The 26,024-nt window shown below is 59.4% G+C and carries 24 protein-coding genes and 1 pseudogene; 14 read left to right on the forward strand and 11 right to left on the reverse strand.

Annotated features, from left to right (window positions below):
- Positions 1-24: 24 nt before the first annotated feature.
- The 7 genes and pseudogenes from HCZ87_RS02390 to HCZ87_RS02420 all read left to right on the forward strand — a co-directional run bounded on the left by HCZ87_RS02390 (position 25) and on the right by HCZ87_RS02420 (position 5,901).
- Positions 25-339: a heavy metal-binding domain-containing protein gene (locus tag HCZ87_RS02390; protein WP_167642172.1), complete on the forward strand. Its 315-nt coding sequence runs from the start codon at positions 25-27 to the stop codon at positions 337-339.
- 66 nt (positions 340-405) lie between these two features.
- The gene (gene sufC / locus HCZ87_RS02395) at positions 406-1,161 is read left to right on the forward strand and encodes a Fe-S cluster assembly ATPase SufC (protein WP_167642173.1); all 756 of its coding nucleotides are present in this window, start codon (positions 406-408) and stop codon (positions 1,159-1,161) included.
- Positions 1,161-2,441 carry a SufD family Fe-S cluster assembly protein gene (locus HCZ87_RS02400; protein WP_167642174.1) on the forward strand — a complete coding sequence of 427 codons (1,281 nt, stop codon included), beginning with the start codon at positions 1,161-1,163 and terminating at the stop codon, positions 2,439-2,441. Before sufC ends, HCZ87_RS02400 begins: the two co-directional genes overlap by 1 nt.
- A gap of 7 nt (positions 2,442-2,448) precedes the next feature.
- A complete protein-coding gene (locus HCZ87_RS02405; protein WP_167642175.1) occupies positions 2,449-2,934 on the forward strand; it encodes a YIP1 family protein in 486 nt (161 codons plus the stop codon).
- Complete coding sequence (locus tag HCZ87_RS02410; protein ID WP_167642176.1) at positions 2,934-3,512, forward strand: YIP1 family protein; 579 nt, start codon at positions 2,934-2,936, stop codon at positions 3,510-3,512. Before HCZ87_RS02405 ends, HCZ87_RS02410 begins: the two co-directional genes overlap by 1 nt.
- Complete coding sequence (locus tag HCZ87_RS02415) at positions 3,505-4,725, forward strand: cysteine desulfurase (RefSeq protein WP_167642177.1); 1,221 nt, start codon at positions 3,505-3,507, stop codon at positions 4,723-4,725. Before HCZ87_RS02410 ends, HCZ87_RS02415 begins: the two co-directional genes overlap by 8 nt.
- Positions 4,726-4,890: 165 nt before the next feature.
- A pseudogene (locus HCZ87_RS02420) lies at positions 4,891-5,901 on the forward strand (IS30 family transposase).
- 801 nt (positions 5,902-6,702) lie between these two features.
- Here HCZ87_RS02420 and phoB read toward each other — a convergent pair.
- From phoB to HCZ87_RS02470, 10 genes are all read right to left on the reverse strand, one after another.
- Positions 6,703-7,392 carry a phosphate regulon transcriptional regulator PhoB gene (gene phoB, locus HCZ87_RS02425; protein ID WP_167642178.1) on the reverse strand — a complete coding sequence of 230 codons (690 nt, stop codon included), beginning with the start codon at positions 7,390-7,392 and terminating at the stop codon, positions 6,703-6,705.
- A gap of 3 nt (positions 7,393-7,395) precedes the next feature.
- Positions 7,396-8,106 carry a phosphate signaling complex protein PhoU gene (phoU, locus tag HCZ87_RS02430; protein ID WP_167642179.1) on the reverse strand — a complete coding sequence of 237 codons (711 nt, stop codon included), beginning with the start codon at positions 8,104-8,106 and terminating at the stop codon, positions 7,396-7,398.
- Between the two features lie 17 nt (positions 8,107-8,123).
- Positions 8,124-8,921, reverse strand: a complete 798-nt coding sequence (pstB, locus tag HCZ87_RS02435) for a phosphate ABC transporter ATP-binding protein PstB (RefSeq protein ID WP_167642180.1) — start codon at positions 8,919-8,921, stop codon at positions 8,124-8,126.
- 14 nt (positions 8,922-8,935) lie between these two features.
- Positions 8,936-10,261: a phosphate ABC transporter permease PstA gene (gene pstA, locus HCZ87_RS02440; protein ID WP_254868496.1), complete on the reverse strand. Its 1,326-nt coding sequence runs from the start codon at positions 10,259-10,261 to the stop codon at positions 8,936-8,938.
- Positions 10,262-10,302: 41 nt separating this feature from the next.
- A complete protein-coding gene (gene pstC / locus HCZ87_RS02445; RefSeq protein WP_167642182.1) occupies positions 10,303-11,781 on the reverse strand; it encodes a phosphate ABC transporter permease subunit PstC in 1,479 nt (492 codons plus the stop codon).
- A 95-nt stretch (positions 11,782-11,876) separates the two neighbouring features.
- Entirely contained in the window at positions 11,877-12,932 is a 1,056-nt protein-coding gene (locus HCZ87_RS02450; protein WP_167642183.1) for a substrate-binding domain-containing protein, read from the reverse strand.
- Between the two features lie 340 nt (positions 12,933-13,272).
- Entirely contained in the window at positions 13,273-14,313 is a 1,041-nt protein-coding gene (locus HCZ87_RS02455) for an ATP-binding protein (RefSeq protein WP_167642184.1), read from the reverse strand.
- A gap of 142 nt (positions 14,314-14,455) precedes the next feature.
- Entirely contained in the window at positions 14,456-14,977 is a 522-nt protein-coding gene (locus tag HCZ87_RS02460) for a gamma carbonic anhydrase family protein (RefSeq protein WP_167642185.1), read from the reverse strand.
- On the reverse strand, positions 14,974-15,627 hold the full coding sequence (gmk, locus tag HCZ87_RS02465; protein ID WP_167642186.1) for a guanylate kinase: 654 nt from the start codon (positions 15,625-15,627) through the stop codon (positions 14,974-14,976). The genes HCZ87_RS02460 and gmk overlap by 4 nt, the downstream gene beginning before the upstream one ends.
- Positions 15,628-15,642: 15 nt before the next feature.
- Positions 15,643-16,539, reverse strand: coding sequence for a YicC/YloC family endoribonuclease (locus HCZ87_RS02470; RefSeq protein ID WP_167642187.1), 897 nt, complete (start codon positions 16,537-16,539; stop codon positions 15,643-15,645).
- A 244-nt stretch (positions 16,540-16,783) separates the two neighbouring features.
- Here HCZ87_RS02470 and HCZ87_RS02475 point away from each other — a divergent pair, with 244 nt between their 5' ends.
- Positions 16,784-17,719, forward strand: a complete 936-nt coding sequence (locus tag HCZ87_RS02475; RefSeq protein WP_167642188.1) for a PAS domain-containing protein — start codon at positions 16,784-16,786, stop codon at positions 17,717-17,719.
- Positions 17,720-17,926: 207 nt separating this feature from the next.
- Here the strand turns inward: HCZ87_RS02475 and HCZ87_RS02480 are convergent, their stop codons facing one another.
- Positions 17,927-19,297 (reverse strand): class II 3-deoxy-7-phosphoheptulonate synthase, encoded by a 1,371-nt coding sequence (locus HCZ87_RS02480; RefSeq protein WP_167642189.1) that lies wholly within the window; start codon positions 19,295-19,297, stop codon positions 17,927-17,929.
- Between the two features lie 214 nt (positions 19,298-19,511).
- Between HCZ87_RS02480 and HCZ87_RS02485 the strand changes: the two genes are divergently transcribed.
- From HCZ87_RS02485 to HCZ87_RS02510, 6 genes are all read left to right on the forward strand, one after another.
- Positions 19,512-20,516, forward strand: coding sequence for a GlxA family transcriptional regulator (locus HCZ87_RS02485; protein ID WP_167642190.1), 1,005 nt, complete (start codon positions 19,512-19,514; stop codon positions 20,514-20,516).
- A 161-nt stretch (positions 20,517-20,677) separates the two neighbouring features.
- Complete coding sequence (locus HCZ87_RS02490) at positions 20,678-21,871, forward strand: ABC transporter substrate-binding protein (RefSeq protein ID WP_167642191.1); 1,194 nt, start codon at positions 20,678-20,680, stop codon at positions 21,869-21,871.
- A 107-nt stretch (positions 21,872-21,978) separates the two neighbouring features.
- On the forward strand, positions 21,979-22,764 hold the full coding sequence (locus tag HCZ87_RS02495; RefSeq protein ID WP_167642192.1) for an ABC transporter ATP-binding protein: 786 nt from the start codon (positions 21,979-21,981) through the stop codon (positions 22,762-22,764).
- A gap of 90 nt (positions 22,765-22,854) precedes the next feature.
- The gene (locus HCZ87_RS02500; RefSeq protein ID WP_167642193.1) at positions 22,855-23,568 is read left to right on the forward strand and encodes an ABC transporter ATP-binding protein; all 714 of its coding nucleotides are present in this window, start codon (positions 22,855-22,857) and stop codon (positions 23,566-23,568) included.
- A 3-nt stretch (positions 23,569-23,571) separates the two neighbouring features.
- Positions 23,572-24,582: a branched-chain amino acid ABC transporter permease gene (locus HCZ87_RS02505; RefSeq protein WP_167642194.1), complete on the forward strand. Its 1,011-nt coding sequence runs from the start codon at positions 23,572-23,574 to the stop codon at positions 24,580-24,582.
- Positions 24,579-25,904, forward strand: coding sequence for a branched-chain amino acid ABC transporter permease (locus HCZ87_RS02510; RefSeq protein ID WP_167642195.1), 1,326 nt, complete (start codon positions 24,579-24,581; stop codon positions 25,902-25,904). Before HCZ87_RS02505 ends, HCZ87_RS02510 begins: the two co-directional genes overlap by 4 nt.
- Positions 25,905-26,024 lie beyond the last annotated feature (120 nt).

A 26,024-nucleotide genomic window follows, 5' to 3' on the forward strand; every position in this document is an offset into this window, starting at 1 on the left:
CAAAAACGCAAAGGAGACACGCCCATGATCATCACCACAACGAATACCGTCGAAGGCTATCAGATCGCCGACTACAAAGGCATCGTCGTGGGCGAGGCGATCATGGGGGCGAATGTGGTCCGCGATGTTTTTGCCTCCATCACCGATATCGTCGGTGGCCGCTCCGGCGCCTATGAAAGCAAGCTGCAAGATGCCCGCGAAACCGCGCTGCACGAGCTCGAAGAGCGCGCCCGCGCGCTCGGGGCCAATGCGGTGGTTGGCGTGGATCTGGATTACGAGGTTGTCGGCCAGTCGATGCTGATGGTCTCCGCCAGCGGCACCGCCGTGGTGATCGGTTAGGATATTCGCCCTTCGGGGCAAAGGAACATGGGGCAGCTGCTCCACTAGATATGAGACGAGGAAAAAATGCTCGAAATCAAAAACCTGCACGTGAAACTTGAAGATGAGGACAAGCAGATCCTCAAGGGTGTGAACCTGACTGTCGAGGCTGGCAAGGTGCATGCGATCATGGGGCCGAACGGCTCTGGCAAATCGACCCTGTCCTATGTGCTCTCGGGCAAGGATGGTTATGAGGTCACCGAAGGCTCCGCAACGCTGGGTGGCGAGGAGCTGCTGGAGCTGGAACCCGAAGAGCGCGCAGCACTTGGTATCTTCCTGGCGTTCCAATACCCGGTCGAAATCCCCGGCGTTGGCAATATGACCTTCCTGCGCACCGCGGTGAATTCGCAGCGCAAGGCACGTGGCGAGGAAGAACTCTCTGCCTCCGACTTCCTGAAAGTGGTGCGTGAAAAGGCCAAGACGCTGAAAATCGACGCCGAGATGCTGAAGCGCCCGGTCAATGTCGGTTTCTCCGGCGGCGAGAAGAAGCGCAACGAGATCCTGCAAATGGCGATGCTGGAACCCAAAATGTGCATCCTGGACGAGACCGACTCCGGCCTTGATGTGGATGCGATGAAACTGGTCGCCGATGGCGTGAATGCGCTGCGCGATGAGGGCCGCGGCTTCCTGGTGATCACCCACTACCAGCGTCTGCTGGACCATATCAAACCCGACGTCGTGCACATCATGGCCAACGGCCGGATCATCAAGACCGGCGGCCCCGAGCTGGCGCTTGAGGTCGAGCACAACGGCTATGCAGATATTCTCACCGAGGTGGCATAATGGCGCTTCCCGAGTTGAAACAAACCACGACAGAGGCGCGACTGGCCTCTGTTACTCTGCCCGAAGGTGGCTGCCTGGAGCCCGCACGCCGTGCCGCGTTGTCGCGCGTGCAGGGCATGGGCCTGCCGGATCGTCGGGATGAATATTGGAAATACACCCGCCCGGACACGCTGATCTCGGTCGATGTGACCAAGGCGGCAGTGTTCGAAACCGATGAAACGCCGGCCTTCAGCGAGTTTGATCGTCTTCAGATCGTCTTTGTTGATGGTGTCTTTGATGCCGAGGCGTCGGATGATCTGTCACTTGAAGGGGTCAGCATTGAGCGGCTCGCCGATGTGCAGGGCAAAGATATCCATTGGGTCAAAGACCTGTACGGCGTTCTTGAAGCGCGTGGACAGACCCCGGTGGAGCGTCCCCTTGCGGCGTTCAACACCGCATTTGCAACTGATGGTGTTGTGATCCATGTGACCGGCACGCCCTCAAAACCGATCAATCTGACCTATCGGCACGCGAATGACAGCTCTGATGCGATCCTGCATCACGTGATCAAGGTGGACAGCGGCGCCGAGGCGACAATCCTGGAAAACGGACCGGCCGCTGCGCGCTTTAACAAGGTGATGGAAATCGACATCGCCGACAAGGGGACCTTGCATCTGCTGCGCGCTCAGGGTCGTGATCACGAACGTCGCGCTGCGACGCATCTCTTTGCGCACCTGGGCGAGGAGTCGGCATTCAAGAGTTTCACCCTGACGGTCAATGGCGTTCTCACCCGCAACGAGGCGGTGGTCGAGTTCACCGGCGACAATGCCATGGCCCATGTGGCTGGCGCCTGCGTCGGGGACGGGGACTTCCATCATGATGACACGGTTTTCATCACCCATGACGCGGTGAATTGTGAAAGCCGTCAGGTTTTCAAGAAGGTGCTGCGCAACGGGGCGACGGGCGTTTTTCAGGGCAAGATCCTGGTGAAGGAAGGCGCGCAAAAGACTGACGGATATCAAATTTCTCAGTCTTTGCTGCTGGACGACGACAGCCAGTTCCTGGCCAAGCCAGAGCTCGAAATCTATGCCGACGACGTGGCCTGCTCGCATGGCTCCACCTCTGGTGCGATTGACGAGGACGGGCTCTTCTACCTGCGCTCTCGTGGCGTTCCGATTGGCGAGGCCACCGATCTGATGACGCTGGCTTTCCTTGCCGAAGCGGTGGAGGAAATCGACGACAGCGAGATCGCAGCCAGCATCAACGACCGCCTTTACGGCTGGCTCGCCCGTCGGCGCTGAGGTCAGCATGGCTGTGACCACAGACATCACGGCGACCTATCGGGGGCCGCGCAAGGTGATTGCGCGGCTTCTTGCCATGGGCCAACGTGAAGATCGTTTTTTGGCTTTTGTCATGGTGGGTTGCGCGCTGATGTTCATCGCGCAAATGCCGCGTCTGTCGCGCGAGGCCTATCTCAGCGGACAAGAGCTGAACATGCTTCTTGGCGGTGCGCTCCTGGGGATCGTCGTGATTGCTCCGTTGGCGCTTTATGCCTTGGCCTTTATTTCACATCTGATCATCCGCGTTTTGGGCGGGCAGGGCGAAGGCTTCCGGGCCCGGTTAGCGCTGTTCTGGGCCTTCCTCGCGGCAACGCCGCTGTTGCTTCTCTACGGTTTGGTGGCTGGCTTTATCGGTGCCAGTCCTGCGCTGAATGCGGTTGGCATCCTCTGGGTTGCGGTGTTCCTCTGGTTCTGGGTCTCCGGTATTCTTGAGGCCTACTGGGGAAAAAGCTGATGGATTTCAAATCGCTCGCCGTCGAGACGCTCACCAGCCCGGCACATGCCGCGCGCAAGTTTCTGGCGCTCAACCTCAGCGCAGATGTGATCTGGAGCGCCTTTGCATTGAATATCGTGCTTGGCGTGTTGATTTACGCCGGGCAGGGCTTCTTGTTGGGCATCCCTGACAATGCGCTGTTTCCGGGCTTGAGCCCAAAGTTGTTCGGGCTTTTTCTGATCGGCGGGCAACTTATCTATACTTTTGCCTGCATCCTGATCGGCAATCGTCTTGGCGGGCACGCGGCTTTCTTGCCGCTGTTTGCCGCTCTGACTTGGCTAGGGCTTGTAAAGAACGTCGTCGAAGCTGTTGCCTTTGCTCTTCTTTTCCTAATGCCGCCTCTGGCCATCCTGCTCAATCTGGTGACGCTGTGCTATGGTCTCTATGTGCTCGCGCATTTCTCCAAAGAAAGCTTTGGCTTCACCTCACTGGCGCGCGCGCTTGGGGTTGTCGTTCTGGCCGGTCTTGCAAGTATGACCGCCTTGATGTTCCTGATGGGTCCCTTCGTGCCCACGCTACTGGAGACGTCCAATGTATGATGTCGAAAAAATCCGCTCTGACTTTCCGATCCTGGCGCGCGAGGTCAACGGCAAGCCGCTGACCTATCTTGACAATGGCGCCTCAGCGCAGAAACCGCAGGTGGTGATTGATGCGATCACCAAAGCCTACGCAGAGGAATATTCTAACGTTCACCGTGGCTTGCACTATCTTTCTAACCTTGCGACCGAGAAATACGAAGGCGTGCGCGGCATCATCGCACGTTTCTTGAATGCCGGGCATGAGGATCACATCATCCTGAATTCCGGCACTACCGAGGGCATCAACATGGTGGCCTATGCCTGGGCGATGCCGCAGCTAAGGGCCGGGGATGAGATCATCCTTTCGGTGATGGAGCATCACGCCAATATCGTACCTTGGCATTTCCTGCGTGAACGTCAGGGAGTGGTGCTGAAATGGATTGATTGCGAGCCAGACGGCAGCCTTGATCCCCAAAAAGTTCTGGAGGCGATCGGCCCGCGCACGAAACTGATCGCGGTTACTCATTGTTCCAACGTCTTGGGCACCGTTGTTGATGTGAAAGAGATCTGCCGTGGCGCCCAGGACAAAGGCGTTCCGGTGCTGGTGGATGGCTCACAAGGCGCGGTTCACATGCCGGTGGATGTGCAGGATATCGGTTGCGACTTCTATGCGATCACCGGGCACAAGCTCTATGGTCCGTCAGGCTCCGGTGCGATCTATGTGCGACCTGAGCGGATGGCGGAGATGCAACCGTTTCTTGGCGGTGGTGACATGATCAAGGAGGTCAGCAAGGACAGCGTGATCTACAATGATCCGCCGATGAAGTTTGAGGCCGGAACGCCCGGGATCGTGCAGACCATCGGGCTCGGCGTTGCGCTGGACTATATGATGGAGATCGGCATGGCGCAGATCGCCGCACATGAAGCGGATCTGCATGACTATGCGTCGGAGCGGTTCAAGGGGCTGAACTGGTTGAACATCCAGGGCCATGCACCCGGCAAAGCCGCGATCTTCAGCCTGACGCTGGATGGTGCCGCGCATGCGCATGACATCTCGACCATTCTCGACAAGAAAGGCGTTGCAGTGCGCGCCGGTCATCACTGTGCGGGGCCGTTGATGGATCATCTCGGCGTGACCGCGACATGCCGTGCATCCTTTGGCATGTATAACACCAAGGCGGAAGTTGATCGCCTGATCGACGCGCTTGAACTCGCGCATGAGCTTTTTGCCTAAGCCATTTGTGGCTTAGGTGACGGAAAAGCATGGCATGGGCTCCAGTCCTGTGCAACTGTAATATTTACATAATACTGATTATGGGATGAAGATTGGAGCCTGGGTGGATTCACATCCGAAGTGCAAATTCTGTATCAAAACAGAATGTTGCATGGAGGATAGCGGATGGGACGTTGCTACCCTCACCTGAGTTTGGAAGACCGGCGGAAGCTTGCCAAGTGGCGTGAAGCGAGAATGCCGATCTCGGAGATTGCAGATCGGCTGGGCCGCGCGCCGTCCACGATCTACCGGGAACTGAAGCGCAACTTCTTTGACGACAAGGAATTGCCGGAGCTGAACGGCTACTACGCACTGAATGCGCAGGACATGTATGAGAAACGCCGCGCCATTCATCGCAAGATGATCGTGCATCCCGAACTCAAGGCCGCCGTCTAAGATCGGCTCAAGGCTGGATGGTCACCGGAGCAGATCGCAGGTCGTATGCGGCTCGAACGCCATCCGATCCGCGTGAGCCATGAGACGATCTACCGTTTCGCCTATTCCAAGGACGGTCGTGACGCGCAATTCTATCGTCTTCTTCCCGAGCATCGCAGGCGCCGCAGGCCGCGCGGACATCGCAAACACAACCGAACGCATATCTTGGATATTCAAAGCCTGTCACACAGACCAGAGCGCATCGCGGACGGCGTCGAGTTCGGCCACTGGGAACGCGATTTGATGATGTTCCGCAAAGAGTATGGGAAGGTGAACGTAACGTCGCTGGTCGAACGCGTCAGCCGCTATGCCGTGGTGATGCGCAACGAGGATCGCCGGTCCAAACCGATCATGGAGGCGTTGATCCAGGGCCTAGCTCCCCTGCCCGCCGACGCACGCCAGTCGATCACCTTTGACCGAGGCACCGAGTTTTCGGCCTGGGGGCACCTGACGGCTGGCGTCGGTGCGGACGCGTGGTTCTGTGATCCACAAGCGCCGTACCAGAAAGGCACGATTGAAAACACGAACAACAGGCTGCGGCGTTATCTGCCCCGATCAACTGAGCCGACGGCGCTGACAAATCGATATTTGAGGTCGATTTGCCACCGCCTTAACTCCACACCACGGAAATGCCTCGGCTACCGCACACCAGCCGAAGTCTTCGAGAGCGGGCTGATGGAAATCCAGAACCGGCTGAGGTAAAACAGAAAAGCAGAAATTGCGCTTCAGCGTGAGTTCACACAGAAATGCCAGGGTGCCGTGCATGCCCTTTGCTCAATCTCTCACACCTCAAAGATCATGACCCGGCGGCTTGCGGATGGGTCTTGAGTGCTGAGAGCTGCTTTGGAGCGTTCCATCGGAAGGCTCTGAGCGTGATCGCTGTATCGCGACTTGCGATATCGCAAGTCTACCTTCTATTTTCTTGGCGTTGGCTTGCATGCATGCTGTGCTTGTTAACCCGATATCGGGCGCATTTTGCCCCAGGGTTTCAGGGTACTTTGCAAAATCACCTGAGTTCGGCGCGATATACGGGTCAAATGGTAGATCTGCATTTGTGCAAACCAATGGCTGAGATGCCGTGTTGAATCAAGAGAGTGCGCAAAGCTATACTGTGGCAGTTTACTAGTGTTAGTCGCAATGCTTAGAACCGCGTAGTTTTCGAAGCCTCTGTTAGGAATGCCGTTAAGATCTCGATGTTGACAGAGTTCGCGCGTCCCTTGTTTTTGTTCTGGTGTCCCCGCAAAATGAACGCTTTTGCAAAATCGCAACGAAGGTTTTGCAGGAATGCGTCGCGTTAAGGGATTGAGCGGTAGAAAAGGTCGCTCTGAACTGTGCCCATCTGGCGATATCCTGAGAAAATCATTGTGATTTTGCAGGTCTATGAGAATTGAATCGACGCATAACCTGCAAAAATGCAAATTTGGGAGGCTTTGATCCGTTGGAAACACAATGAAACGGCCCCGCATGCGGGGCCGTTCAATCGTCAAATAAGTCACTGGGAAGTTAGCCGAGCGCGTAGCCTGCGCCGCGGACCGTGCGAACCGGATCATTGCCGCCGTGCTGGGTCAGCGCCTTGCGCAGGCGCCCGATATGAACATCCACCGTGCGGGTATCGACATAGATATCGCGGCCCCAGACCCGATCCAGGAGCTGCTCGCGGCTCCAGACCCGGCCGGGTTTTTCCATGAAGGTGGACAACAGACGAAACTCTGTCGGGCCGAGTTTCAGCGAATGCTCCGCGCGGCTGACCTTGTGGGTCTCGGAATCCAGAATGATGTCGTCGAATTCCAGCCGCATCCCCACCGTGGCGGGCCGGACGCGGCGCAGCTGGGTGCGCACCCGCGCCATCAGCTCAATCACCGAATAGGGTTTGACCACATAGTCATCGGCGCCGGTTTCTAGGCCGCGGACCTTGTCCACCTCCTCTGACCGGGCCGAGAGCATGATAATCGGAATGCCCCGGGTTTCGGTGCGGGTCTTCAGGCGTCGGCAGACTTCGATCCCGGTAAGATTGGGCATCATCCAGTCCAGAACGATGATATCTGGCATGTCCTCATCCACGAGGAGCAGCGCCTCTTCGCCGTTCTCGGCCTTGATCACCCGGAACCCATCGGCTTCGAGATTATAGGACAGCACTTCGCGCTGCGCCAGTTCGTCCTCGACGACCAGAACTGTTGGCTGATCGGCTGCCATGTCTTAGATCCCCTGCGCCGTGGTCGAGGTGGTGTCCGCCTTGGCGCGGTCCTCGTCGGGTTTGTCGCCGGTCACCAGATAGATCACCTGCTCGGCGATCGACGTGACATGATCGCCCATGCGTTCCACGTTTTTTGCGATGAAATGCAGATGCATACAGGGCGAGATGTTGCGCGGATCTTCCATCATATGGGTCAGGAATTCGCGGAACAGCGCGTTGTACATCTGGTCAACATCGCGGTCGCGTTCGATGATGACCTGTGCCAGCTCGGCGTCGCGCTGGATGTAGCTGTCAAGCGCGTCCTTGAGCATCAGTTCCACCTCACGCGCCATGCGACGCACAGCGGCGGCGCTGTCAGCGACGGCCGGGCTCTGAGCCAGAACGCTGGTCCGCTTGGCCATGTTCTTGGCGTAGTCGCCGATGCGTTCCAGGTTGCCGGAGATCTTGATCACGCTGAGGATCACCCGCAGATCCACCGCTGCCGGAGCGCGAATGGCGATGACGCGGGCGGCGTCTTCGTTGATCAGCTCTTCGAGGCCGTCAATCGCGAGGTCATCCTTGATGACCCGTGCGGCCAGTTCCTCGTCGCGGGTTTCCAGGGCTCGGGCGGCGTCCTTGATGGAGGCTTCGACCAGCCCGCCCATCTTCATGATACGGGCCTGGATGCCCTCCAGATCCCGGTCAAAGGCGGATGCAATATGTTGTTCTTCCATGAGACTTTCTCTCTGCCTTAGCCGATACGGCCGGTGATGTAGCTTTCGGTGCGCGGATCTTCGGGATTGGTGAAGATGTGACCAGTGGGTCCGAATTCCACAAGATTGCCAAGGTGGAAAAAGGCGGTTTTCTGGCTGACCCGGGCGGCCTGCTGCATCGAGTGGGTCACGATCACCACCGAGTAGCTCTTGCGCAGCTCGTCAATCAGCTCTTCCACCTGGGCGGTGGCGATGGGGTCCAGCGCCGAACAGGGTTCGTCCATCAGCAGCACTTCGGGCTCGGTTGCGACAGCGCGGGCGATGCACAGACGCTGCTGCTGGCCCCCCGACAGACCGGTTCCGGGCTTGTCGAGACGGTCTTTGACCTCGTCCCAGATTGCGCCGCGGCGCAGGGATTTTTCAACGATTTCATCGAGTTCTGCCTTGTTCTTGGCAAGCCCGTGAATGCGCGGCCCATAGGCGACATTGTCATAGATCGACTTCGGGAACGGGTTCGGTTTCTGAAACACCATGCCAACCTGCGCACGCAGCTGCACGGGGTCGACGCGCTTGTCGTAGATGTCCTCGCCGTCGAGCAGGATATCCCCGGTCACCCGGCAGATGTCGATGGTGTCGTTCATCCGGTTGAGGCAGCGCAGGAATGTGGATTTGCCGCAGCCGGAGGGACCGATAAAGGCGGTCACGGTCTTGTCTTCGATCTCGACGTTGACGTCTTTGATCGCGTGGGCCTCGCCATAGTAGACGTTGACGTCCTTTGCGGCGATCTTGATGCTTTGAGTTTCCACGGTGTTATCCACTACTGTCATATCGTTCATGTCAATTGCCCTTCTTACCAGCGGCGTTCAAAGCGGCGGCGCAAGATCACGGCCAGGGTGTTCATGGTGATCAGGAAGACCAACAGGATGATGATACCGCCCCAGGCGCGTTCGTAAAATGCCGGGTCGGCGCGTTTTGCCCATTCATAGATCTGGGCGGGCATGGCGGAGTTCGGATCCAAGAGGCCTGAGGCGACGCTGTCGGGCGCGTTGGAGGCGATGAAGCCCACCATGCCGATCAGCAGGAGCGGCGCGGTTTCACCAAGCGCCTGGGCCAGGCCGATGATGGTGCCGGTCAGGATCCCCGGTGCGGCCAGCGGCAGCACGTGATGGAACACCGCTTGCATTTTCGAGGCCCCTACCCCCAGCGCTGCATCGCGGATCGACGGCGGAACCGCCTTCAGCGAGGCCCGGGTGGAGATGATGATGGTCGGCAGCGTCATCAGTGTCAGCACCAGTCCGCCCACCAGCGGCGCCGAGGTCGGAAGATGCATATAGTTGATGAAGACCGCAAGCCCGAGGATACCAAAGACGATCGACGGAACCGCCGCGAGGTTGGCAATATTGACCTCAATAATGTCGGTCAGCCAATTCTGCGGTGCGAATTCCTCCAGGTAGATGGAAGCAGCAACGCCGATCGGTAGCGCCAGTGCCAGAACCACCAGCATCATGAAGAGCGATCCCACCATGGAGACCCCCATGCCGGCGGCTTCGGGGCGCGCATCAGAGGCGTCAGAGCCAAAGATAAAGGCGCTGTTGAAGGTCTTCTTGATCACGCCGACCTTGACCAGCGCATCGACCAGATCGAGCTGCGCGGCTGAGATATTCTTGTCGTTGCCAATGCTGTCGCGGCTGACACGGCCCTTGAGGTAGCCATCAACCCGGCTCTGGGCGAGAAAGCGGAATTCCACCGTCTTGCCGATCTCGTCGGGATGGGCGAGCACATATTCGCGCAGCTGTGCGGCGGCATCCTTGGACAGCAATTGCGCCATGTCCTTGGATTTGAGCGGCGTTTCAATGCCAAGCTCTTTGACCTTCGCCTCGATCGCACCGCGAATGATTGGTGCATAGCCAAAGGTTGTCACCTTCTTGATGTCGTCCAGATTGCGGTTGCCGTTCTTGTCGAGCTTGTTTTCCAGAAGCTCCACATTGAGCGTGACAAAGGTCTGCTGGAAGGCACCGACGCCCTTGCCAACGATGGTCGTGATCAGGATCACCAGCATCAGCAGACCGATGGCGATGGCCGCGATCCCGTAGGCTTTGAACCGGGTTTCGGCCGCATTGCGCCGTTTGGTCCGGTCGGTGAGTTCAAGAAGCGAGTTGCCGTGTTTCTTCGGCATGGGGGCGTCTCCAGCATCGGAGGTTGAGCGGATATCGGTCATTATTCATATTGCTCCCGGTATTTGCGCACGATGTAGAGCGCGAGCACGTTGAGGCCGAGTGTCAGGACAAAGAGGGTCAGTCCGAGGGCAAAGGCCACCAGGGTTTCGGGGCTGGCGAAATCGGTGTCGCCGGTCAGCTGGCTGACGATACGGGTGGTGATCGTGGTCATCGAGTCGAGCGGGTTGAGCGAGAACTTGGCGATCGCCCCTGCCCCCATCACCACGATCATGGTTTCACCGATCGCCCGGGAGGCGGCCAGCAGGATGGCGCCGACGATGCCGGGCAGCGCGGCGGGCATAACCACCTGACGCACGGTTTCGGATTTGGTGGCACCAAGCCCGAGCGAGCCATCACGCATCGCCTGCGGCACGGAGTTGATGATGTCATCAGAGAGCGAGGACACAAATGGGATCAGCATGACGCCCATCACCACGCCCGCGGTCAGAACCGAGGTCGCACCGCTCATCCATTCCACGCCAAGAATGCCGTTTTCGCCCTGCCCAAAGAAGCGCACCAGCGCCGGGCCGACGGTCAGCAGCGCAAAGAGACCGTAAACAATGGTGGGAATACCGGCCAGGATTTCCAGCAGCGGCTTGGCGATGGCGCGGGTTGCCTTGCCCGCGTATTCGGAAAGATAGATCGCGGCAAAGAGGCCAACCGGTACGGCAACCAGCAAGGCGATCACAGAGATATAAAGCGTGCCCCACAGAAGCGGCAGGAACGAGAGTTCCGAGTCGCCCCGGAAGTTCGGCGCCCAGGTGCCACCAAAGAAGAAGTCGCGCCAGGAATGCAGGCCAAAGAAGTTCCGGGTCTCAAACAGCATCGACAGCACAATGCCGACAGTGGTCAGGATCGCCAGCGAGGCCGCGATGATCAAGAGCGCCAGAATGCCGCGTTCCACCACATTGCGGGCACGGAAATCCTTGTGGGTGCGGCTGTAGGACCAACCAAAGCCAGCGAGCGCGGTCAGAGCCACCACGATGGTCATCGCCAGGTTGCCGGTCGAGGAGGCCTGACGATAGCGCTGCGCGGCGCGGAGCACCTCGGGGCGCACTTCGGAACCGAGTGCCACGCCAACTTCGCCCAGACGGCCGCGAATATCGGAAAAACCGCTGCGCAGGTCATGGGCCTGTTCGCGGGTCATGGCGCCTTCGGCGACGGCGATGTTCAGACCTTCGGCCACGCGGCGAACGTCACTCATGACCAGACCACGGGTGGAGCCTTCGTCGATTGCGCTCTCCGGGATCATGCTGGAGACGCGCGAGTCAATAATAAGCGGCTGGGCCATCGACCAGATGGCCATAACCACCAGCGCCGGCACAAGGGCGGTCAGCGCCACGTTGTTGCCGTAGTAGACGGGCAACGAATGAAGGTCCTTCGAATTGCCGTTGGCAGAGGCCAACGCGCGATGACGACCGAGGAAAAACCCGGTGATCGACAGGGCGATCAGGACAAGGACAAGCCAAATGGTGGGCATCAAAAGCTCCGTTCGACGGTGCGAAGTGAGAGAAATTCAAACGAAAGGCCGGGGCGGATCACCCACCCCGGCCAGATCAACCTTGCACGGGGAGCTTAGGAGTTGCCGCCCATGGTGGTTTCGGCAGCGACTGCCTCTTGGGTTTTGGCCAGCTCCGGGTCGGAGACCAGACCGTATGCTGCCAGCGGGCCATCGGGGCCTGCAACTTCGTCGGAGACGAAGAACTCAGCATATTCTTTCAGGCCCGGGATCACGCCGATGTGGGCTTTCTTCACGTAGAAGAACAGCGGGCGGGACACAGGGTATTCACCGGTCGCGATGGATTCGGTGGAGGGCACAACGCCGGACATGGTCGCAACTTGCAGCTTGTCGGTGTTGTTTTCGTAGAAGGCCAGACCAAAGACGCCGAGGCCATCCTTGTTGGATTCGATGCGGGCCAGGGTCTCGGTGTAGTCGCCGTCGATGTCCACGGAAACGCCATCGGTGCGCAGGCCGATGCAGGCTTTTTCAGCTGCTTTTTTCTTGGCTTTGTCGCTGTCGCCTTCTGCGGCTTCCAGCAGAACGTCAAATGCGCCGGTGGCTTCACAGCCAGCCAGGATCACTTTCTCTTCAAACACTTCGCGGGTGCCGTGTTTGGTGCCCGGGATGAAGGCCTGGATCGGCTGTTCCGGGAAGTTCGCGTTCACTTCGTGCCAGTTTTTGTTCGGGTTGGCGACCATTTTGCCGTCAACCAGCACTTCGTCGGACAGGGCCAGGAACCAGTCGGACGGGGTGAATTCGAAATGGTTGCCGTTGATGTCGGAGGCAAAGACGATGCCATCATAGCCGATACGGACTTCCATGATGTCGGTCACGCCGGCGTCGGCGCAGGCTTTGATCTCTTTGTCTTTGATAGCGCGGGAAGCGTTTGCGATGTCGATGGTGTTTTCGCCAACACCTTCGCAGAAACGCTTCAGGCCAGCGGAGGAGCCGCCGGATTCAACAACCGGAGTCGGGAAGTCGAAGTTTTCGCCAAAGGCTTCGGCAACGATCGAAGCATAGGGCAGAACGGTGGACGAACCAGCGACCTGCACCTGATCACGAGCAGCAGCGGCGGTGGCAGACACGGCGGCAATCGCCAGGGTCGATGCGGTCAGTTTCACAAAGGACATTCACGTCTCCATGAGTTTAAGAAGTTTACGATCACCCCCAAGATGATCTTGGCCCCCGTCTAGAAGGTCTCGATGTGGCTTTTGTGACAGCTATGTAACGGTTATATGACAGTTGCCGGGGCAGATCGAAAAAAACGCCAATTCCTTACGGTCAATTTGCGGTTTTTTCGGGGAATTGCGGGAGGTTTCCGCCGCTCGGCGATCAAACCCTTAACCGGGCATGACAGCACCCTGGCCCCACCTGGGTTGGTAGAACAGGCGAGGCGTGGTGCGGGGTTTGCTCAGAACGGACGGCCTGGCGCGAAGGTCGGGCGAGGCCGGGACGCCAGCCGCAGGCGCATCACTGTGGCAGGATCACGGTGAAGGTCGCGCCCTGCCCCAGATCGCTTTCGACCCGCAGCCGGCCACGGTGGCGGTTGATGATATGTTTCACGATCGCGAGCCCAAGGCCGGTGCCGCCGAGCTCTCGCGAGCGGTGATTGTCGGCGCGATAAAAGCGCTCTGTCAGACGCGGCAGATGCACCGGGTCGATGCCGGGGCCGTTGTCGATCACCTGCACCCGCACCGCCGGGCCCCGCAGTGCGGGATCGCGGTCCAGGACCGTCAGCGATACGGTGACTTCGCTGCCGCCGTATTTCAGCGCGTTCTCGATGAGGTTCACAAAGACCTGCTGGATCTGGTCGGGATCGGCGGGAATCTCCACCGGCATGGAGGGCGCGTCCAACGTCAATGCGGTGCCGCTGGACTCGGCCAGGGTCGACAGGGATTTGATGGTGGATTGCAAATGTTCGACCAGGTCGATCCGCTCCTTGGGGCGCACGCGCTCTTCGCTTTCGACCCGGTTCAGCGACAGAAGATCGCCCACCAGACGATTCATCCGGCTGGCTTCGCCCTCCATGATGTTCAGGAACCGGTCGCGGGCATCGGCATCATTGCGCGCCGCGCCGCGCAGGGTTTCGATAAATCCCATCAGCGCGGTCAGCGGCGTGCGCAGCTCGTGGCTGACATTGGCGACAAAATCGCGCCGCATCTGACCGGCCTGTTCGCGGTCGGTGATATCGGAAAAACAGATCAGCACCGCGCCGCCGTTGACCGCGCCGACGCCGGGCACATAGCGCAGGTTGACCTCAAAGGTGGTGTCCTGCGCCCCGTCATTGGACAGATGGCGCGCGACACGCGGTTTACGATCCACAAGGCAGGCTTCGATCGCTGCCGTCACGCTGGGCTGGCGCAGGATGGTGGCAAAGTGACGGCCAATGATCTGCGCGCCGAGCAGGGTCGCGCCTTCCAGATTGGTGGCAATAAAGCGTTCGGTTTGGTCGACCATCACGGCCGGCAACGGAATCGCTGCCAGCACACCCTCCACCAGTTCCTGCGTCATATATCGTGTCTCGCTTCCGTTCGTATGCCGGTTTAATGGTCCAGTGGTCTTAGACGGTGAATGTAACCGGAACGTGGCAGTTGTGGCGGTTTGTGGATGGCGCAACCTATCCGTGCTGTCGCGCGACGGGCCTAGGGGTGGATCAGAGCGGTGTCAGCTCTGCACGAAAGCGGCGCATGTTCTCCTGATAGTGCAGCGCGCTGGCGGCGAGCTTGGCTTCCAGCGCCGCATCAACCTCGCGTACCACCTTGCCCGGGGCGCCCATGACCAGAGAATTATCAGGAATGACCTTATTCTCGGTGATCAGCGCGCCCGCCCCGATCAGACAGTTTTTGCCAATGGTGGCGCCATTCAGGATCGTCGCCCCCATGCCGATCAGGGAGTTTTCGCCGATGGTGCAGCCATGCAGCATGACCTTGTGGCCGATGGTGCAATTCTCGCCGATGCTGAGCGGATAACCTGCGTCGATATGCATGACCACGTTTTCCTGCACGTTGGAGCCACGGCCAACGCGGATTTCCTCGTGATCGGCGCGGATGGTGACGCCGAACCAGACCGAGGCCCCCTCCTCCAGCACCACCTGGCCAATCAGATTGGCGTCCGGCGCGACCCAGGTGTCGGGGTGGATCTGCGGGCGGTGGTCTCCTAGCGCATAGAGTGTCATTGCAGCTCCTCGAATTCCTGTTGCAGATTGCGCGCGTGCTCGATCAGCGCGGGCTGCTGAATACGACGCAGGCGCGTGGCCTTGATGATGGTTTTCAGATTCTCTTCGGTTTCATCCAGGTCCTCATTGATCAGCACATGATCATAGGAGCCCCAGTGGGAAATCTCGTCCCAGCTTTTCTCCATGCGGCGGCCGATGGTATCGGCATCATCCTGGCCGCGGCCCTCCAGCCGTCGGCGCAACTCGGTGATCGACGGCGGCAGCAAGAAGATCGACAGCGTATGTTTGCCAAGATCGGAGTTGGTGATCTGCTGGGCGCCTTGCCAGTCGATGTCAAACAGCACGTCCTGGCCCGCGTTGATCGCGTCCTGCACCGGCCCCTTGGGCGAGCCGTAGAAATTGCCGAACACATGGGCGTGCTCCAGCATGTCGCCGTTGGAGACATCATGTTTGAATGCCTCGACAGAGACAAAGTGGTAATCCTGCCCGTTCACCTCGCCCGGGCGCGGTGCGCGGGTGGTGGCGGAGACGGAAAAGCGGATATCGCTGTCCCAGGCGCGCAGCCGCTTGGCCAGGGTGGATTTCCCCGCGCCAGAGGGCGAAGACAGGATAATAAGAAGACCGCGGCGGTTTGCCTGTTGTGGTGCCATCACAGGGCCCCTCCTCTATTCGATGTTCTGGACCTGCTCTCGCATCTGGTCGATTATGGTTTTGAGTTCCAATCCCACGTCGGTCAAGGCCGCGTTCTGGGCTTTGGAACAGAGCGTATTGGCCTCGCGGTTGAATTCCTGCATCAGGAAATCGAGCTTGCGCCCGACCGGGCCGCCGGCCTGTAAAAGGCGCTGCGCCGCTTTGACATGGGCCGCGAGCCGGTCCAGTTCTTCGGTGACATCCGCCTTGACGGCGAGCATTGCCAGTTCCTGCGCCACGCGGTCGCTGTCGGCGCCCTCGCTGTTTTGCAGGATCCGGGCGAGATTGCCGCGCAGGCTCTGCTCTATCTGCGGCAAACGGTCCTCCGCGCGCTGGGCGGCGATCGTACAGAGCTCACTGATCCGCGAAAGCTGGCTGCTCAACACCTCAGAGAGGGCCTGCCCCTCGCTTTGGCGCATGTTAACAAACGCGGCCAAAAGTGAGTCGAATTCGGATAGGAGCGTCTTAACCAGCGGTTCAGGATCTTGCTCGGCGCTGGCAAATTCCAGCACGCCGCGCATCGCCAAAAGATCCGTCGCGCGCATTGGTGCAAGCACCAGACCCGCTTGCTCCGCCTGCTCCTCGGTTGCCTTGACGGCTGCCAGAACCGCGTTGAGGGCGGCCGCGTTGACCTGCATTTCGCCCCGGCTTTCCTCGGCGCGATTGAGCCGCAGACTGATCGAGACATTGCCCCGGCTGATCGCCTTGGAGGTTCTTTTTTTCAGTTCTGTTTCAAGACCTTCCAGCCATTCGGGTGTGCGCGTGCGCACATCGAGCCCCTTGGCATTGACGGACCGGATATCCCAGGTCCAACTATAGTCCCCCGCGCTGCCTTGCCCGGAGGCAAAGCCTGTCATGGAATGCAATGTCATATGCGACCCTCCTCTGTCTTGCATACAGGGGCACGGTGCGAGGTCAATGGCCCGAGGGATAGGGTTCGCACCAATGGCAGAGGCGAGCTATCCGAAAGTGTTAACCATTGATTAAACTATTGGTCCAAATTTGAGTCAGACTGTGTCATGTTAACTCCATGGTAACCACTTCGGCGTTAACACTTGGGCAAGGGTCTCTTGCTGGGTTTGGTGCTGAAACCGGATGCAGCTAGAGGGCAAGACAATGATTTTTCGCGGTCGTGACGGCGCAAACGAAAAGACAGGGGTGAGCAAAGTGGTAGCAATGGATCGCTTTCGTGCACGTTCCAACGTGTCACCGTTGCGCCAGGCCGAGGCCTATTGGTCCGCCCTTCGTCGCGGTGACGAGATTCCTAGCCGGTCGCAGATTGATCCACGCGGGCTGGAGAATATCCTGAGCCAGACATTCATTCTGGAACGCGTTGCCCCGGGTATTGCCCGTTTCCGTCTGGCCGGCCAAAAGGTCAACGAACTGGCCGGCATGGAAGTGCGCGGCATGCCGCTGACGGCCTTCTTTACCGCCGAGGCCCGCAAAGACGTCAGCGCCGCGCTGGAGCATATGTTCGAAGAGCCGTCGATTGTTGAATTCGAGCTGAAAACCACGGCCACCCGTCTGCGGGGCAGCCGCACGGCCCGGATGATCCTGCTGCCCCTGCGCAGCGATCTGGGCGATGTCAGCCGCGCGCTGGGCGTATTGGTCGCCGAAGCGGGCGCCGCCAGCCGGATGTCGCAGCGTTTCATCGTCGAATCCTGCGATATGCGTCGGGTCGGCCCTGCACAGGCCCCCGCAAAACCCGAGCGCCGCACACCGGAATTCAAGGCCGCGCCGCGCCCGACCGCGCCGGCCACCGAGGGCTTTGCCGAGACACGCCCCGCGTTCGAGCGCAAGTCCACCAGCCTGCTGGATGAAGCGCGCTCTTTGCTGGATCGGGCCCGTCGCGAAAACGCCGATGCGCTGAAATCGGCCCGCACCCCCGCGCCCGTCAAAGAGCCCCAGTCGAGCCAGGATCAAAAGTCCCGCCCTGTTGGTCTGGAAACCGTTGTGAACAACGATGCCGAAAGCCTGGTGTCGCGCCCACCGCGCGGCGGCAAGCTGAACAAATCGGCACCGCACCTGCGTCTGGTGGTTTCTCACGACTGATCATTAAAATTCTAGTCGAACTATCGACGAATACGATTAACTTTCAACCTACTGGACATAGACGTTGAAAGACTGTCGCCCGGGAGTAGAACGCCCCGGGCGCTTTTTTGTGTCTGCACGCCTGTCGCCCCATAAAAATGTCGCCGCCATAAAAAAACGGCCCGCATGATGCGGGCCGCCGGTGTTTGGCTAGGCTGCGATGCTGGATCAGACCGCTTCGCGCGCTTCACTGCCGCCGCGCAGGTTGGACAGCTCTTCTGCCACCAGGAAGGCAAGCTCCAGCGATTGGTCCGCATTCAGGCGCGGATCGCAGGCTGTGTGATAGCGCGCGCTCAGGTCTTCTTCGGTAACGTCGCGCACGCCGCCGGTGCATTCGGTCACGTCCTGGCCGGTCATCTCGAAATGCACGCCGCCCGGAATGGTGCCCTCGGCCTGATGCACGCCAAAGAAGTCGCGCACCTCGCCCAACACCGAGTCAAATGGCCGGGTCTTGTAGCCGGTGGCCGATTTGATGGTATTGCCATGCATCGGATCGCAGACCCAGGTGACATTGGCGCCCTCTTCCTTCACCGCTTTGATGAGGTTGGGCAGATGCGCGCCGACCTTGCCAGCACCAAAACGGGCGATCAACGTCAGCTTGCCTTCTTCGTTCTGCGGGTTCAGCTTTTGCATCAGGATCTTGAGATCCTCCGCCGTTGTGGTGGGGCCACATTTCAACCCGATCGGGTTCAGCACACCGCGGCAGAATTCCACATGTGCGCCGTCGGGCTGACGGGTGCGGTCGCCGATCCAGATCATATGGCCGGAGCCTGCCAGCCACTTGCCCGAGGTCGAATCCAGACGGGTCAGCGCCTCTTCATATTCCAGCAGCAGCCCTTCGTGACTGGTGTAGAACTCAACCGTTTGCAGCGTATGCGCGGTTTCGGTGGTGACGCCAGCGGCGCGCATGAAATCGAGCGTGTCGGTGATCCGCTTGGCCATTTCGCGATAGGCCTCGGCCTTGTCGCTCTCGGTAAAGCCAAGCGTCCAGGCATGGACCTGGTGCACGTCGGCATAGCCACCGGTCGAGAAGGCGCGCAGCAGGTTCAGCGTTGCGGCGGCCTGCGTATAGGCTTGCAGCATCTTCTTGGGGTCGGGCATGCGCGCTTCGGCAGTGAAGGCCAGCTCGTTGATGATGTCGCCACGATAACTGGGCAGCTCGACGCCATTCACGGTTTCGGTCGGAGCGGAGCGCGGCTTGGCGAATTGTCCGGCCATGCGCCCGACTTTGACAACCGGAACCTTGGCGCCATAGGTCAGCACCATGGCCATTTGCAGCATCACCTTGAAGGTGTCACGAATCCCATCAGCGCTGAATTGCTCAAAGCTCTCGGCGCAGTCGCCCCCTTGCAGCAGAAAGGCTTCGCCACGACCGGCCGCGCCCAACTGGGTCTTGAGACGACGTGCTTCGCCGGCAAAGACCAGCGGCGGGTATTTCCCAAGCTGTGCCTCGACACTGTTCAGCACATCCTGATCCATGTAGTCTGGCATCTGGATACGCGGTTTATCCCGCCAGTTGGTTTTTTGCCAATCGCTCATGGGCTTCACTCCGAATAGACTTTTGGGATCCGTTTTTTCGAAGGAAGCATATATAGTAGAGCGCTAACAGAGGCCAGTTTAGAATTGCGGTATCTTGACCCCGCCGCCAAGCTATGAACAGGCTGCCCCTCATGTGCGGAGCCGCGTCGCATCGTGTTCCCAGCTCACATTGTAACGCCCGTCTGAGAAGACCCGTTTTGTAAGGACCCGAGCCATGCAAACAAAGCCAGAGACGCTCCCGGAGCTGAAATCAGGCGGCAAGCATCGCCGATTCACGTTTGTTCTGTTGGACCAGTTCACGCTGCTCTGTTTCTCGGCGGCGTTGGAGTCGCTGCGCGTTGCCAACCGCATGGCGGGCAAGGAGCTTTATTCCTGGCGCCTGCTTGGCGAGGGCGGCGAAACGGTAACCTGTTCTGCCGGAACGGCCTTTCGCATTGACGGCGACCTGGAGGAGCTTCAGCGCGATGACACGATTTTGCTTTGTGGCGGGATCGAAGTGCAGGCGGCGACCAGCAAGCGGATGCTGTCCTGGCTGCGGCGCGAGGCGCGCAAGGGGTTGATGATTGCCGGGCTGTGCACCGCGTCCTATTCCCTGGCCAAGGCAGGGCTTCTGGACGGTAAGCGCGCCACAATCCACTGGGAGAACGCCGATAGTTTTGCCGAGGAATTCGAAGAGGTTGATCTGACCAAATCGGTCTTCGTGATAGATGGCAATCGCATGTCCACCGCCGGCGGCACCTCCTCCATTGACCTGATGCTGAAGATCATCGCCGACGATCACGGCGAAGAGCTGGCAAATATGGTAGCGGATCAGCTGATCTATTCGTCGATTCGGACCGATCAGGATACCCAGCGCCTGTCAATTCCGACTCGAATCGGCGTGCGCCATCCCAAACTCTCGATGGTCATCCAGATGATGGAGAAGAACATCGAGGAGCCGATCAGCCCCTCTGTGCTGGCCGAAGATGTCGGCATGTCCACCCGCCAGCTGGAGCGCCTGTTCCGCCGCTATCTAAACCGCAGTCCGAAACGCTATTATATGGAACTGCGCCTGCAAAAAGCGCGCAACCTGTTGATGCAAACCGATATGAGCGTGATCAACGTGGCGCTGGCCTGCGGTTTTGCTTCACCCTCGCATTTTTCGAAATGCTATCGGTCGCATTATGACACCACCCCCTATCGGGAGCGGGGCAGCAAGGGCGTGCGACCGCCGAGCTGAACCGCCTTTCCCGGCGTCGCTGCGGATTTTCTCTTGCTGCTGCCTTGTGTTGCCCATGGTCGCAGCAGGGGGATAAAGCGGCGCGGAAGTCTCTTCCCTTTGTCAAAAACCTTGCATAGGGTTTGCGATGAACAAGATTGTTCCAATTAGGGAGTTCAACAATGAAAAAACTGCTCACCGCGACAGCAGCCATCGCCCTGAGCGCCGGCACCGCCTTCGCCGCTGGTCATGCCAAGGAAGTGAAACTGGGCGTCTTGATCGGCTTTACCGGACCGATCGAATCCCTCACCTCCGCAATGGCTGGCGCAGCCGAAATGGCGATGGATGAAGTCACCGCATCGGGCAAGCTGCTGGACGGCGCCAAGGTAACATCGCTGCGGGCCGATACCGGCTGTATCGACAATGGCCTGGCGACCGCAAACGGTGAAAAGCTGCTGGCGGATGGCGCGAACGGGATTGTTGGTGGCGATTGCTCCGGCGTGACCGGTGCCATTCTGCAAAACGTGGCCATTCCCAACGGGATGGTGATGATTTCGCCCTCCGCGACCTCTCCGGGTCTGTCCTCGATGGAAGACAACGGCCTGTTCTTCCGCACCGCGCCGTCCGACGCGCGTGAAGGTCAGGTAATGGCCGAAATGCTCAAGGATCGCGGCATCAATTCGATCGCGCTGACCTATACCAACAACGACTACGGCAAGGGTCTGGCGGATGCGATCCAGAGCTCGTTCGAGGCCGTCGGCGGTGAGGTGACCATCGTCGCCGCGCATGAGGATGGCAAAGGCGACTACTCTGCCGAGGTTGCAGCACTGGCCTCTGCCGGTGGTGATATTCTGGTTGTTGCTGGCTATCTCGATCAAGGTGGCCTGGGCATCATTCAGGGTGCGCTTGATACTGGTGCCTTTGATACCTTTGGCCTGCCCGGCGGCATGATCGGCGATTCGCTGCCCACCAATGTCGGCCCGGATCTGGATGGCTCCTTTGGACAGATCGCTGGCTCTGACAGCAAAGGCGCCGAGATCTTTGCCGGCATGGCCGCAGAAGCCGGCTTTGATGGCACCTCCGCCTATGCGTCGGAATCCTATGATGCGGCAGCGCTGTTCCTGCTGGCGATGCAGGCGGCTGGTTCCATGGATCCGGCGGAATATGGCGCCAAGATCATGGATGTGGCCAACGCACCGGGTGAGAAAATCAATCCTGGCGAGCTGGACAAGGCGCTGGAAATTCTCGCCAATGGTGGGGACGTTGACTATGAGGGCGCAACCGGCGTCGAGCTGATTGGCCCCGGTGAGAGCGCTGGCTCCTACCGTGAAATTGAAGTCCAGGACGGTAAAAACGTTACGGTGAAATTCCGCTGAGTCGCCTTGCGGTTTGAGACATGACCCTGATCAGCCCGGGCGCTTGCGCGTGTCCGGGCTGATCCAAATTAAAACAACCGCAAAAACGCGGTAGGGGATGAAATGACATGATCGTCGTCGAGGATTTGCACAAGCACTTCGGCGGGTTCCATGCGGTTGACGGTGCATCACTGGAAATCGCTTCGGGCTCCATAACCGGTTTGATCGGGCCGAACGGCGCGGGGAAAACCACTCTTTTCAACGTGATAGCGGGCGTGTTGTCGCCAACCTCAGGCCGGGTCCTGATGGATGGCGAGGATATCACCGGCCTGCCGCCACATGTGCTGTTCCACAAGGGGTTGCTGCGCACTTTCCAGATTGCGCATGAGTTTTCCTCGATGACGTGTCGCGAGAACCTGATGATGGTTCCGGGTGGGCAATCGGGTGAGACCCTGTGGAACACCTGGTTTGGCCGCAAGCGCATCGCCGAGGAGGAACGCGCCCTGCGCGCCAAGGCCGATGAGGTGCTGGATTTCCTCACCATCAGCCATATCGCCGATCTGAAGGCGGGTGAGATTTCCGGCGGTCAGAAAAAACTGCTGGAGCTTGGCCGGACCATGATGGTGGATGCCAAGATTGTCTTCCTCGACGAGGTCGGCGCCGGGGTGAACCGCACCCTGCTCTATACCATCGCCGATGCGATCAAGCGCCTGAACGAGGAACGTGGCTATACCTTTGTGGTGATTGAACACGACATGGAATTCATCGGGCGCCTGTGTGATCCGGTGATCTGCATGGCGGAGGGCAAGAAGCTTGCGCAAGGCACGCTGGACGAGATCAAGGCGAATGAGCAGGTGATCGAGGCCTATCTGGGCACTGGCCTGAAAAACAAAGACAAACTGGAGCAGGCATGATGAAGCCGCGGCTGTTGATTGGGGGCTCTGCCCCCGCCGCTTTGCGGCGCCCCCGGGATATTTTGAAAAAGATGAAATATGGGGGCGCGGATGTCTGAACCCTTTTTGATTGGCGATGCCATGACAGGTGGCTACGGCAAGGGGCCGGATATCCTGCATGAATGTACCATCGCCGTGAACCCGGGCGAGATTGCCGTGATTGTCGGGCCGAATGGCGCCGGGAAATCCACCGCCATGAAGGCGGTGTTTGGCATGCTGAATGTACGCTCTGGCGCGGTGCGGCTGGGGGGCGAGGATATCACCGCGCTCAGCCCGCAGGATCGTGTGATCAAGGGCATGGGGTTTGTGCCCCAGACCAGCAATATCTTCACCTCGATGACGGTGGAGGAGAACCTGGAGATGGGCGCGTTTATTCGCACCGATGATTTTTCCGACACGATGGAGCAGGTCTATCACCTGTTCCCGATCCTGAAGGAAAAGCGCAATCAGGCAGCCGGAGAGCTGTCTGGCGGGCAGCGTCAGCAGGTTGCCGTGGGGCGTGCGCTGATGACCAAGCCCAAGGTGCTGATGCTGGACGAGCCCACTGCGGGTGTGTCGCCCATCGTGATGGATGAGCTGTTTGACCGCATCATCGAGGTGTCTCGCACCGGTCTACCGATCCTGATGGTGGAGCAAAACGCCAAGCAAGCCCTTGAAATCGCGGATAAAGGCTATGTGCTGGTGCAGGGGCGCAATGCCTATAGTGGCACCGGGCAGGAGCTCTTGGCCGATCCCGAAGTCCGTAAATCGTTCCTTGGGGGTTAAGCGATGGATGTCCTCAACGCGCTTGTTGCGCTTTCAAATTTCGTTCTGATCCCCGGCATCGCCTATGGTAGCCAGCTGGCGCTTGGCGCGCTGGGTGTGACGCTGATCTATGGTATCTTGCGGTTTTCCAACTTTGCCCATGGCGACACCATGGCGTTTGGCACAATGGTGACGATCCTCTTTACCTGGTGGTTCCAGTCGATGGGGATCTCGGCCGGGCCGCTGCCGACGGCGCTGCTTGCGCTGCCGATCGGCATTGTTGCGACCATGGGGCTGGTGGTGGTCACGGACCGTGCTGTCTATCGCTTCTATCGGGCCCAAAAGGCGAAGCCGGTGATCTTTGTCATGGCCTCGCTTGGGGTGATGTTCATGATCAACGGTCTGGTGCGCTTTATCATCGGCCCTGGCGATCAACGTTTTGCCGACGGCGAGCGTTTCATTATCAAGGCCCGCACTTTCAAGCAGATGACCGGGCTGGACGAGGGGCTGGCGATCAAGACATCGCAGGGGATCACCGTTGTCACCGCCATCATCGTGGTGGCGCTGCTGTTTTGGTTCCTGAACAAGACCCGCACCGGCAAATCCATGCGCGCCTATTCCGACAATGAGGATCTGGCGCTTCTGTCGGGCATCAACCCGGAGCGGGTGGTCACCATCACATGGCTGATCGTTGCGGCGTTGGCGACCATCGCGGGCACCCTCTATGGTCTGGACAAGTCGTTCAAACCCTTCACCTATTTCCAGCTTCTCCTGCCGATTTTTGCGGCCGCTATCGTTGGCGGGCTGGGCAGCCCCCTGGGGGCGATCGCCGGCGGGTTTGTGATCGCCATGAGCGAAGTCACCGTGACCTACGCCTGGAAGAAAGTTGCAGGATACCTCCTGCCGGAAAGCCTCGCGCCGGATGGGTTGGCGCAGCTGTTGAGCACAGATTACAAATTTGCGGTCTCCTTCGCGATCCTTGTTGTTGTGCTCCTGTTCAAACCCACCGGAATCTTTAAGGGGAAAGCAGTATGAGCGAGACCGTGAAACATACGCTTCTGTTTGTCGCCGTTGGCGTTTTGCTGCTGCTGGAGGGCACGACGACGGGTCTGGGGATCTTCTCCGGGTCGTGGAATTCGGCGCTGACGATCCTCAACATGGGATTGATTTCGGCGATCATGGCGCTGGGGGTGAACCTGCAATGGGGGTTTGCTGGCCTCTTTAACGTTGGCATCATGGGCTTCACGGCGCTTGGCGGGCTTGCTGTGGTGCTGACCGCCATGCCGGCCACCCCGGGGGCCTGGAGCGCAGGCGGTGGTCGCATCCTGCTGGCGCTGGTGTTGGGCGCGCTGACCATCGCGGCGGCGATCATGGCCTATCGCAAACTCGCTGCTGGGCTGACCCGTGTGCTCGGCATGATTGTGCTGTTGGTGGTTGGGTTCTTTCTCTTTCGTGTGGTGCTGGATCCGGGCGTGGACGCGGTCGAGAGCATCAACCCTGCGCTGGCCGGCAATATCGGCGGCCTCGGTCTGCCGGTGCTGCTGGCCTGGCCGGTCGGCGGTTTGCTTGCGGCGGGCGCGGCCTGGGTCATTGGCAAGACGGCCCTGGGTCTGCGCTCTGATTACCTGGCGATTGCGACACTGGGCATTGCCGAGATCATCCTGTCGGTGTTGAAAAACGAGGACTGGCTGTCGCGCGGGGTCAAGAACGTCGTTGGGTTGCCGCGGCCCCTGCCCTATGAGGTCGATCTGCAAAACGATCCGGGTTTTGTCGCCAGCGCAGCGAACTGGGGGTTTGATCCAACCACGGCCTCCACGCTCTATGTCAAACTTGGCTATGCGCTGCTGTTTACGGCGGTGCTCCTGGTGCTGCTGTGGATGGCGCAAATGGCGCTCAAGAGCCCCTGGGGCCGGATGATGCGGGCCATTCGCGACAATGAGATCGCCGCCAGGGCGATGGGCAAGGATGTCACCCGCCGCCATTTGCAGATTTTCATTCTGGGATCCGCGATTTGCGGTATTGCCGGCGCGATGATGACCACGCTGGATAGTCAGCTGACACCGGGCACCTATAACCCGCTGCGCTTTACCTTCCTCATCTGGGTCATGGTGATCGTTGGCGGCTCTGGCAATAACTTTGGTGCGGTGCTTGGTGGGATTTTGGTCTGGTTCCTCTGGATCAAGGTGGAGCCGCTGGGGATCATGCTGATCGAGCTGGCGACCTCCGGCATGGCAGAGGACAGCTGGCCGCGCGGGCATCTTCTGGAGAGCGCGGCGCATATGCGGCTCTTTACCATGGGGCTTATCCTGCTCTTGATGCTCAGGTTTAATCCGCGTGGCTTGATCCCTGAAAAATAACAAAAAACGCCGCCCAAACCGGGCGGCGTTTTCTTTTGGCGCGCCTCAGCGGCCCTTGAACAAGCCGCCGAGGATACCGCGGACCAGCCTGCGGCCGGTCGTGCCTTTCAGCTCCTTGAT

This window comes from Phaeobacter sp. HF9A (assembly GCF_011806385.1).
Taxonomy (GTDB): domain Bacteria; phylum Pseudomonadota; class Alphaproteobacteria; order Rhodobacterales; family Rhodobacteraceae; genus Epibacterium.

Bases quoted from the DNA above. Each gene is read 5' to 3' on its own strand.
- HCZ87_RS02390 (WP_167642172.1), top strand. From the start codon at position 25: ATGATCATCACCACAACGAATACCGTCGAAGGCTATCAGATCGCCGAC.
- sufC (WP_167642173.1), top strand. From the start codon at position 406: ATGCTCGAAATCAAAAACCTGCACGTGAAACTTGAAGATGAGGACAAG.
- HCZ87_RS02400 (WP_167642174.1), top strand. From the start codon at position 1,161: ATGGCGCTTCCCGAGTTGAAACAAACCACGACAGAGGCGCGACTGGCC.
- HCZ87_RS02405 (WP_167642175.1), top strand. From the start codon at position 2,449: ATGGCTGTGACCACAGACATCACGGCGACCTATCGGGGGCCGCGCAAG.
- HCZ87_RS02410 (WP_167642176.1), top strand. From the start codon at position 2,934: ATGGATTTCAAATCGCTCGCCGTCGAGACGCTCACCAGCCCGGCACAT.
- HCZ87_RS02415 (WP_167642177.1), top strand. From the start codon at position 3,505: ATGTATGATGTCGAAAAAATCCGCTCTGACTTTCCGATCCTGGCGCGC.
- phoB (WP_167642178.1), bottom strand. From the start codon at position 7,392: ATGGCAGCCGATCAGCCAACAGTTCTGGTCGTCGAGGACGAACTGGCG.
- phoU (WP_167642179.1), bottom strand. From the start codon at position 8,106: ATGGAAGAACAACATATTGCATCCGCCTTTGACCGGGATCTGGAGGGC.
- pstB (WP_167642180.1), bottom strand. From the start codon at position 8,921: ATGAACGATATGACAGTAGTGGATAACACCGTGGAAACTCAAAGCATC.
- pstA (WP_254868496.1), bottom strand. From the start codon at position 10,261: ATGCCGAAGAAACACGGCAACTCGCTTCTTGAACTCACCGACCGGACC.
- pstC (WP_167642182.1), bottom strand. From the start codon at position 11,781: ATGCCCACCATTTGGCTTGTCCTTGTCCTGATCGCCCTGTCGATCACC.
- HCZ87_RS02450 (WP_167642183.1), bottom strand. From the start codon at position 12,932: ATGTCCTTTGTGAAACTGACCGCATCGACCCTGGCGATTGCCGCCGTG.
- HCZ87_RS02455 (WP_167642184.1), bottom strand. From the start codon at position 14,313: ATGACGCAGGAACTGGTGGAGGGTGTGCTGGCAGCGATTCCGTTGCCG.
- HCZ87_RS02460 (WP_167642185.1), bottom strand. From the start codon at position 14,977: ATGACACTCTATGCGCTAGGAGACCACCGCCCGCAGATCCACCCCGAC.
- gmk (WP_167642186.1), bottom strand. From the start codon at position 15,627: ATGGCACCACAACAGGCAAACCGCCGCGGTCTTCTTATTATCCTGTCT.
- HCZ87_RS02470 (WP_167642187.1), bottom strand. From the start codon at position 16,539: ATGACATTGCATTCCATGACAGGCTTTGCCTCCGGGCAAGGCAGCGCG.
- HCZ87_RS02475 (WP_167642188.1), top strand. From the start codon at position 16,784: ATGATTTTTCGCGGTCGTGACGGCGCAAACGAAAAGACAGGGGTGAGC.
- HCZ87_RS02480 (WP_167642189.1), bottom strand. From the start codon at position 19,297: ATGAGCGATTGGCAAAAAACCAACTGGCGGGATAAACCGCGTATCCAG.
- HCZ87_RS02485 (WP_167642190.1), top strand. From the start codon at position 19,512: ATGCAAACAAAGCCAGAGACGCTCCCGGAGCTGAAATCAGGCGGCAAG.
- HCZ87_RS02490 (WP_167642191.1), top strand. From the start codon at position 20,678: ATGAAAAAACTGCTCACCGCGACAGCAGCCATCGCCCTGAGCGCCGGC.
- HCZ87_RS02495 (WP_167642192.1), top strand. From the start codon at position 21,979: ATGATCGTCGTCGAGGATTTGCACAAGCACTTCGGCGGGTTCCATGCG.
- HCZ87_RS02500 (WP_167642193.1), top strand. From the start codon at position 22,855: ATGTCTGAACCCTTTTTGATTGGCGATGCCATGACAGGTGGCTACGGC.
- HCZ87_RS02505 (WP_167642194.1), top strand. From the start codon at position 23,572: ATGGATGTCCTCAACGCGCTTGTTGCGCTTTCAAATTTCGTTCTGATC.
- HCZ87_RS02510 (WP_167642195.1), top strand. From the start codon at position 24,579: ATGAGCGAGACCGTGAAACATACGCTTCTGTTTGTCGCCGTTGGCGTT.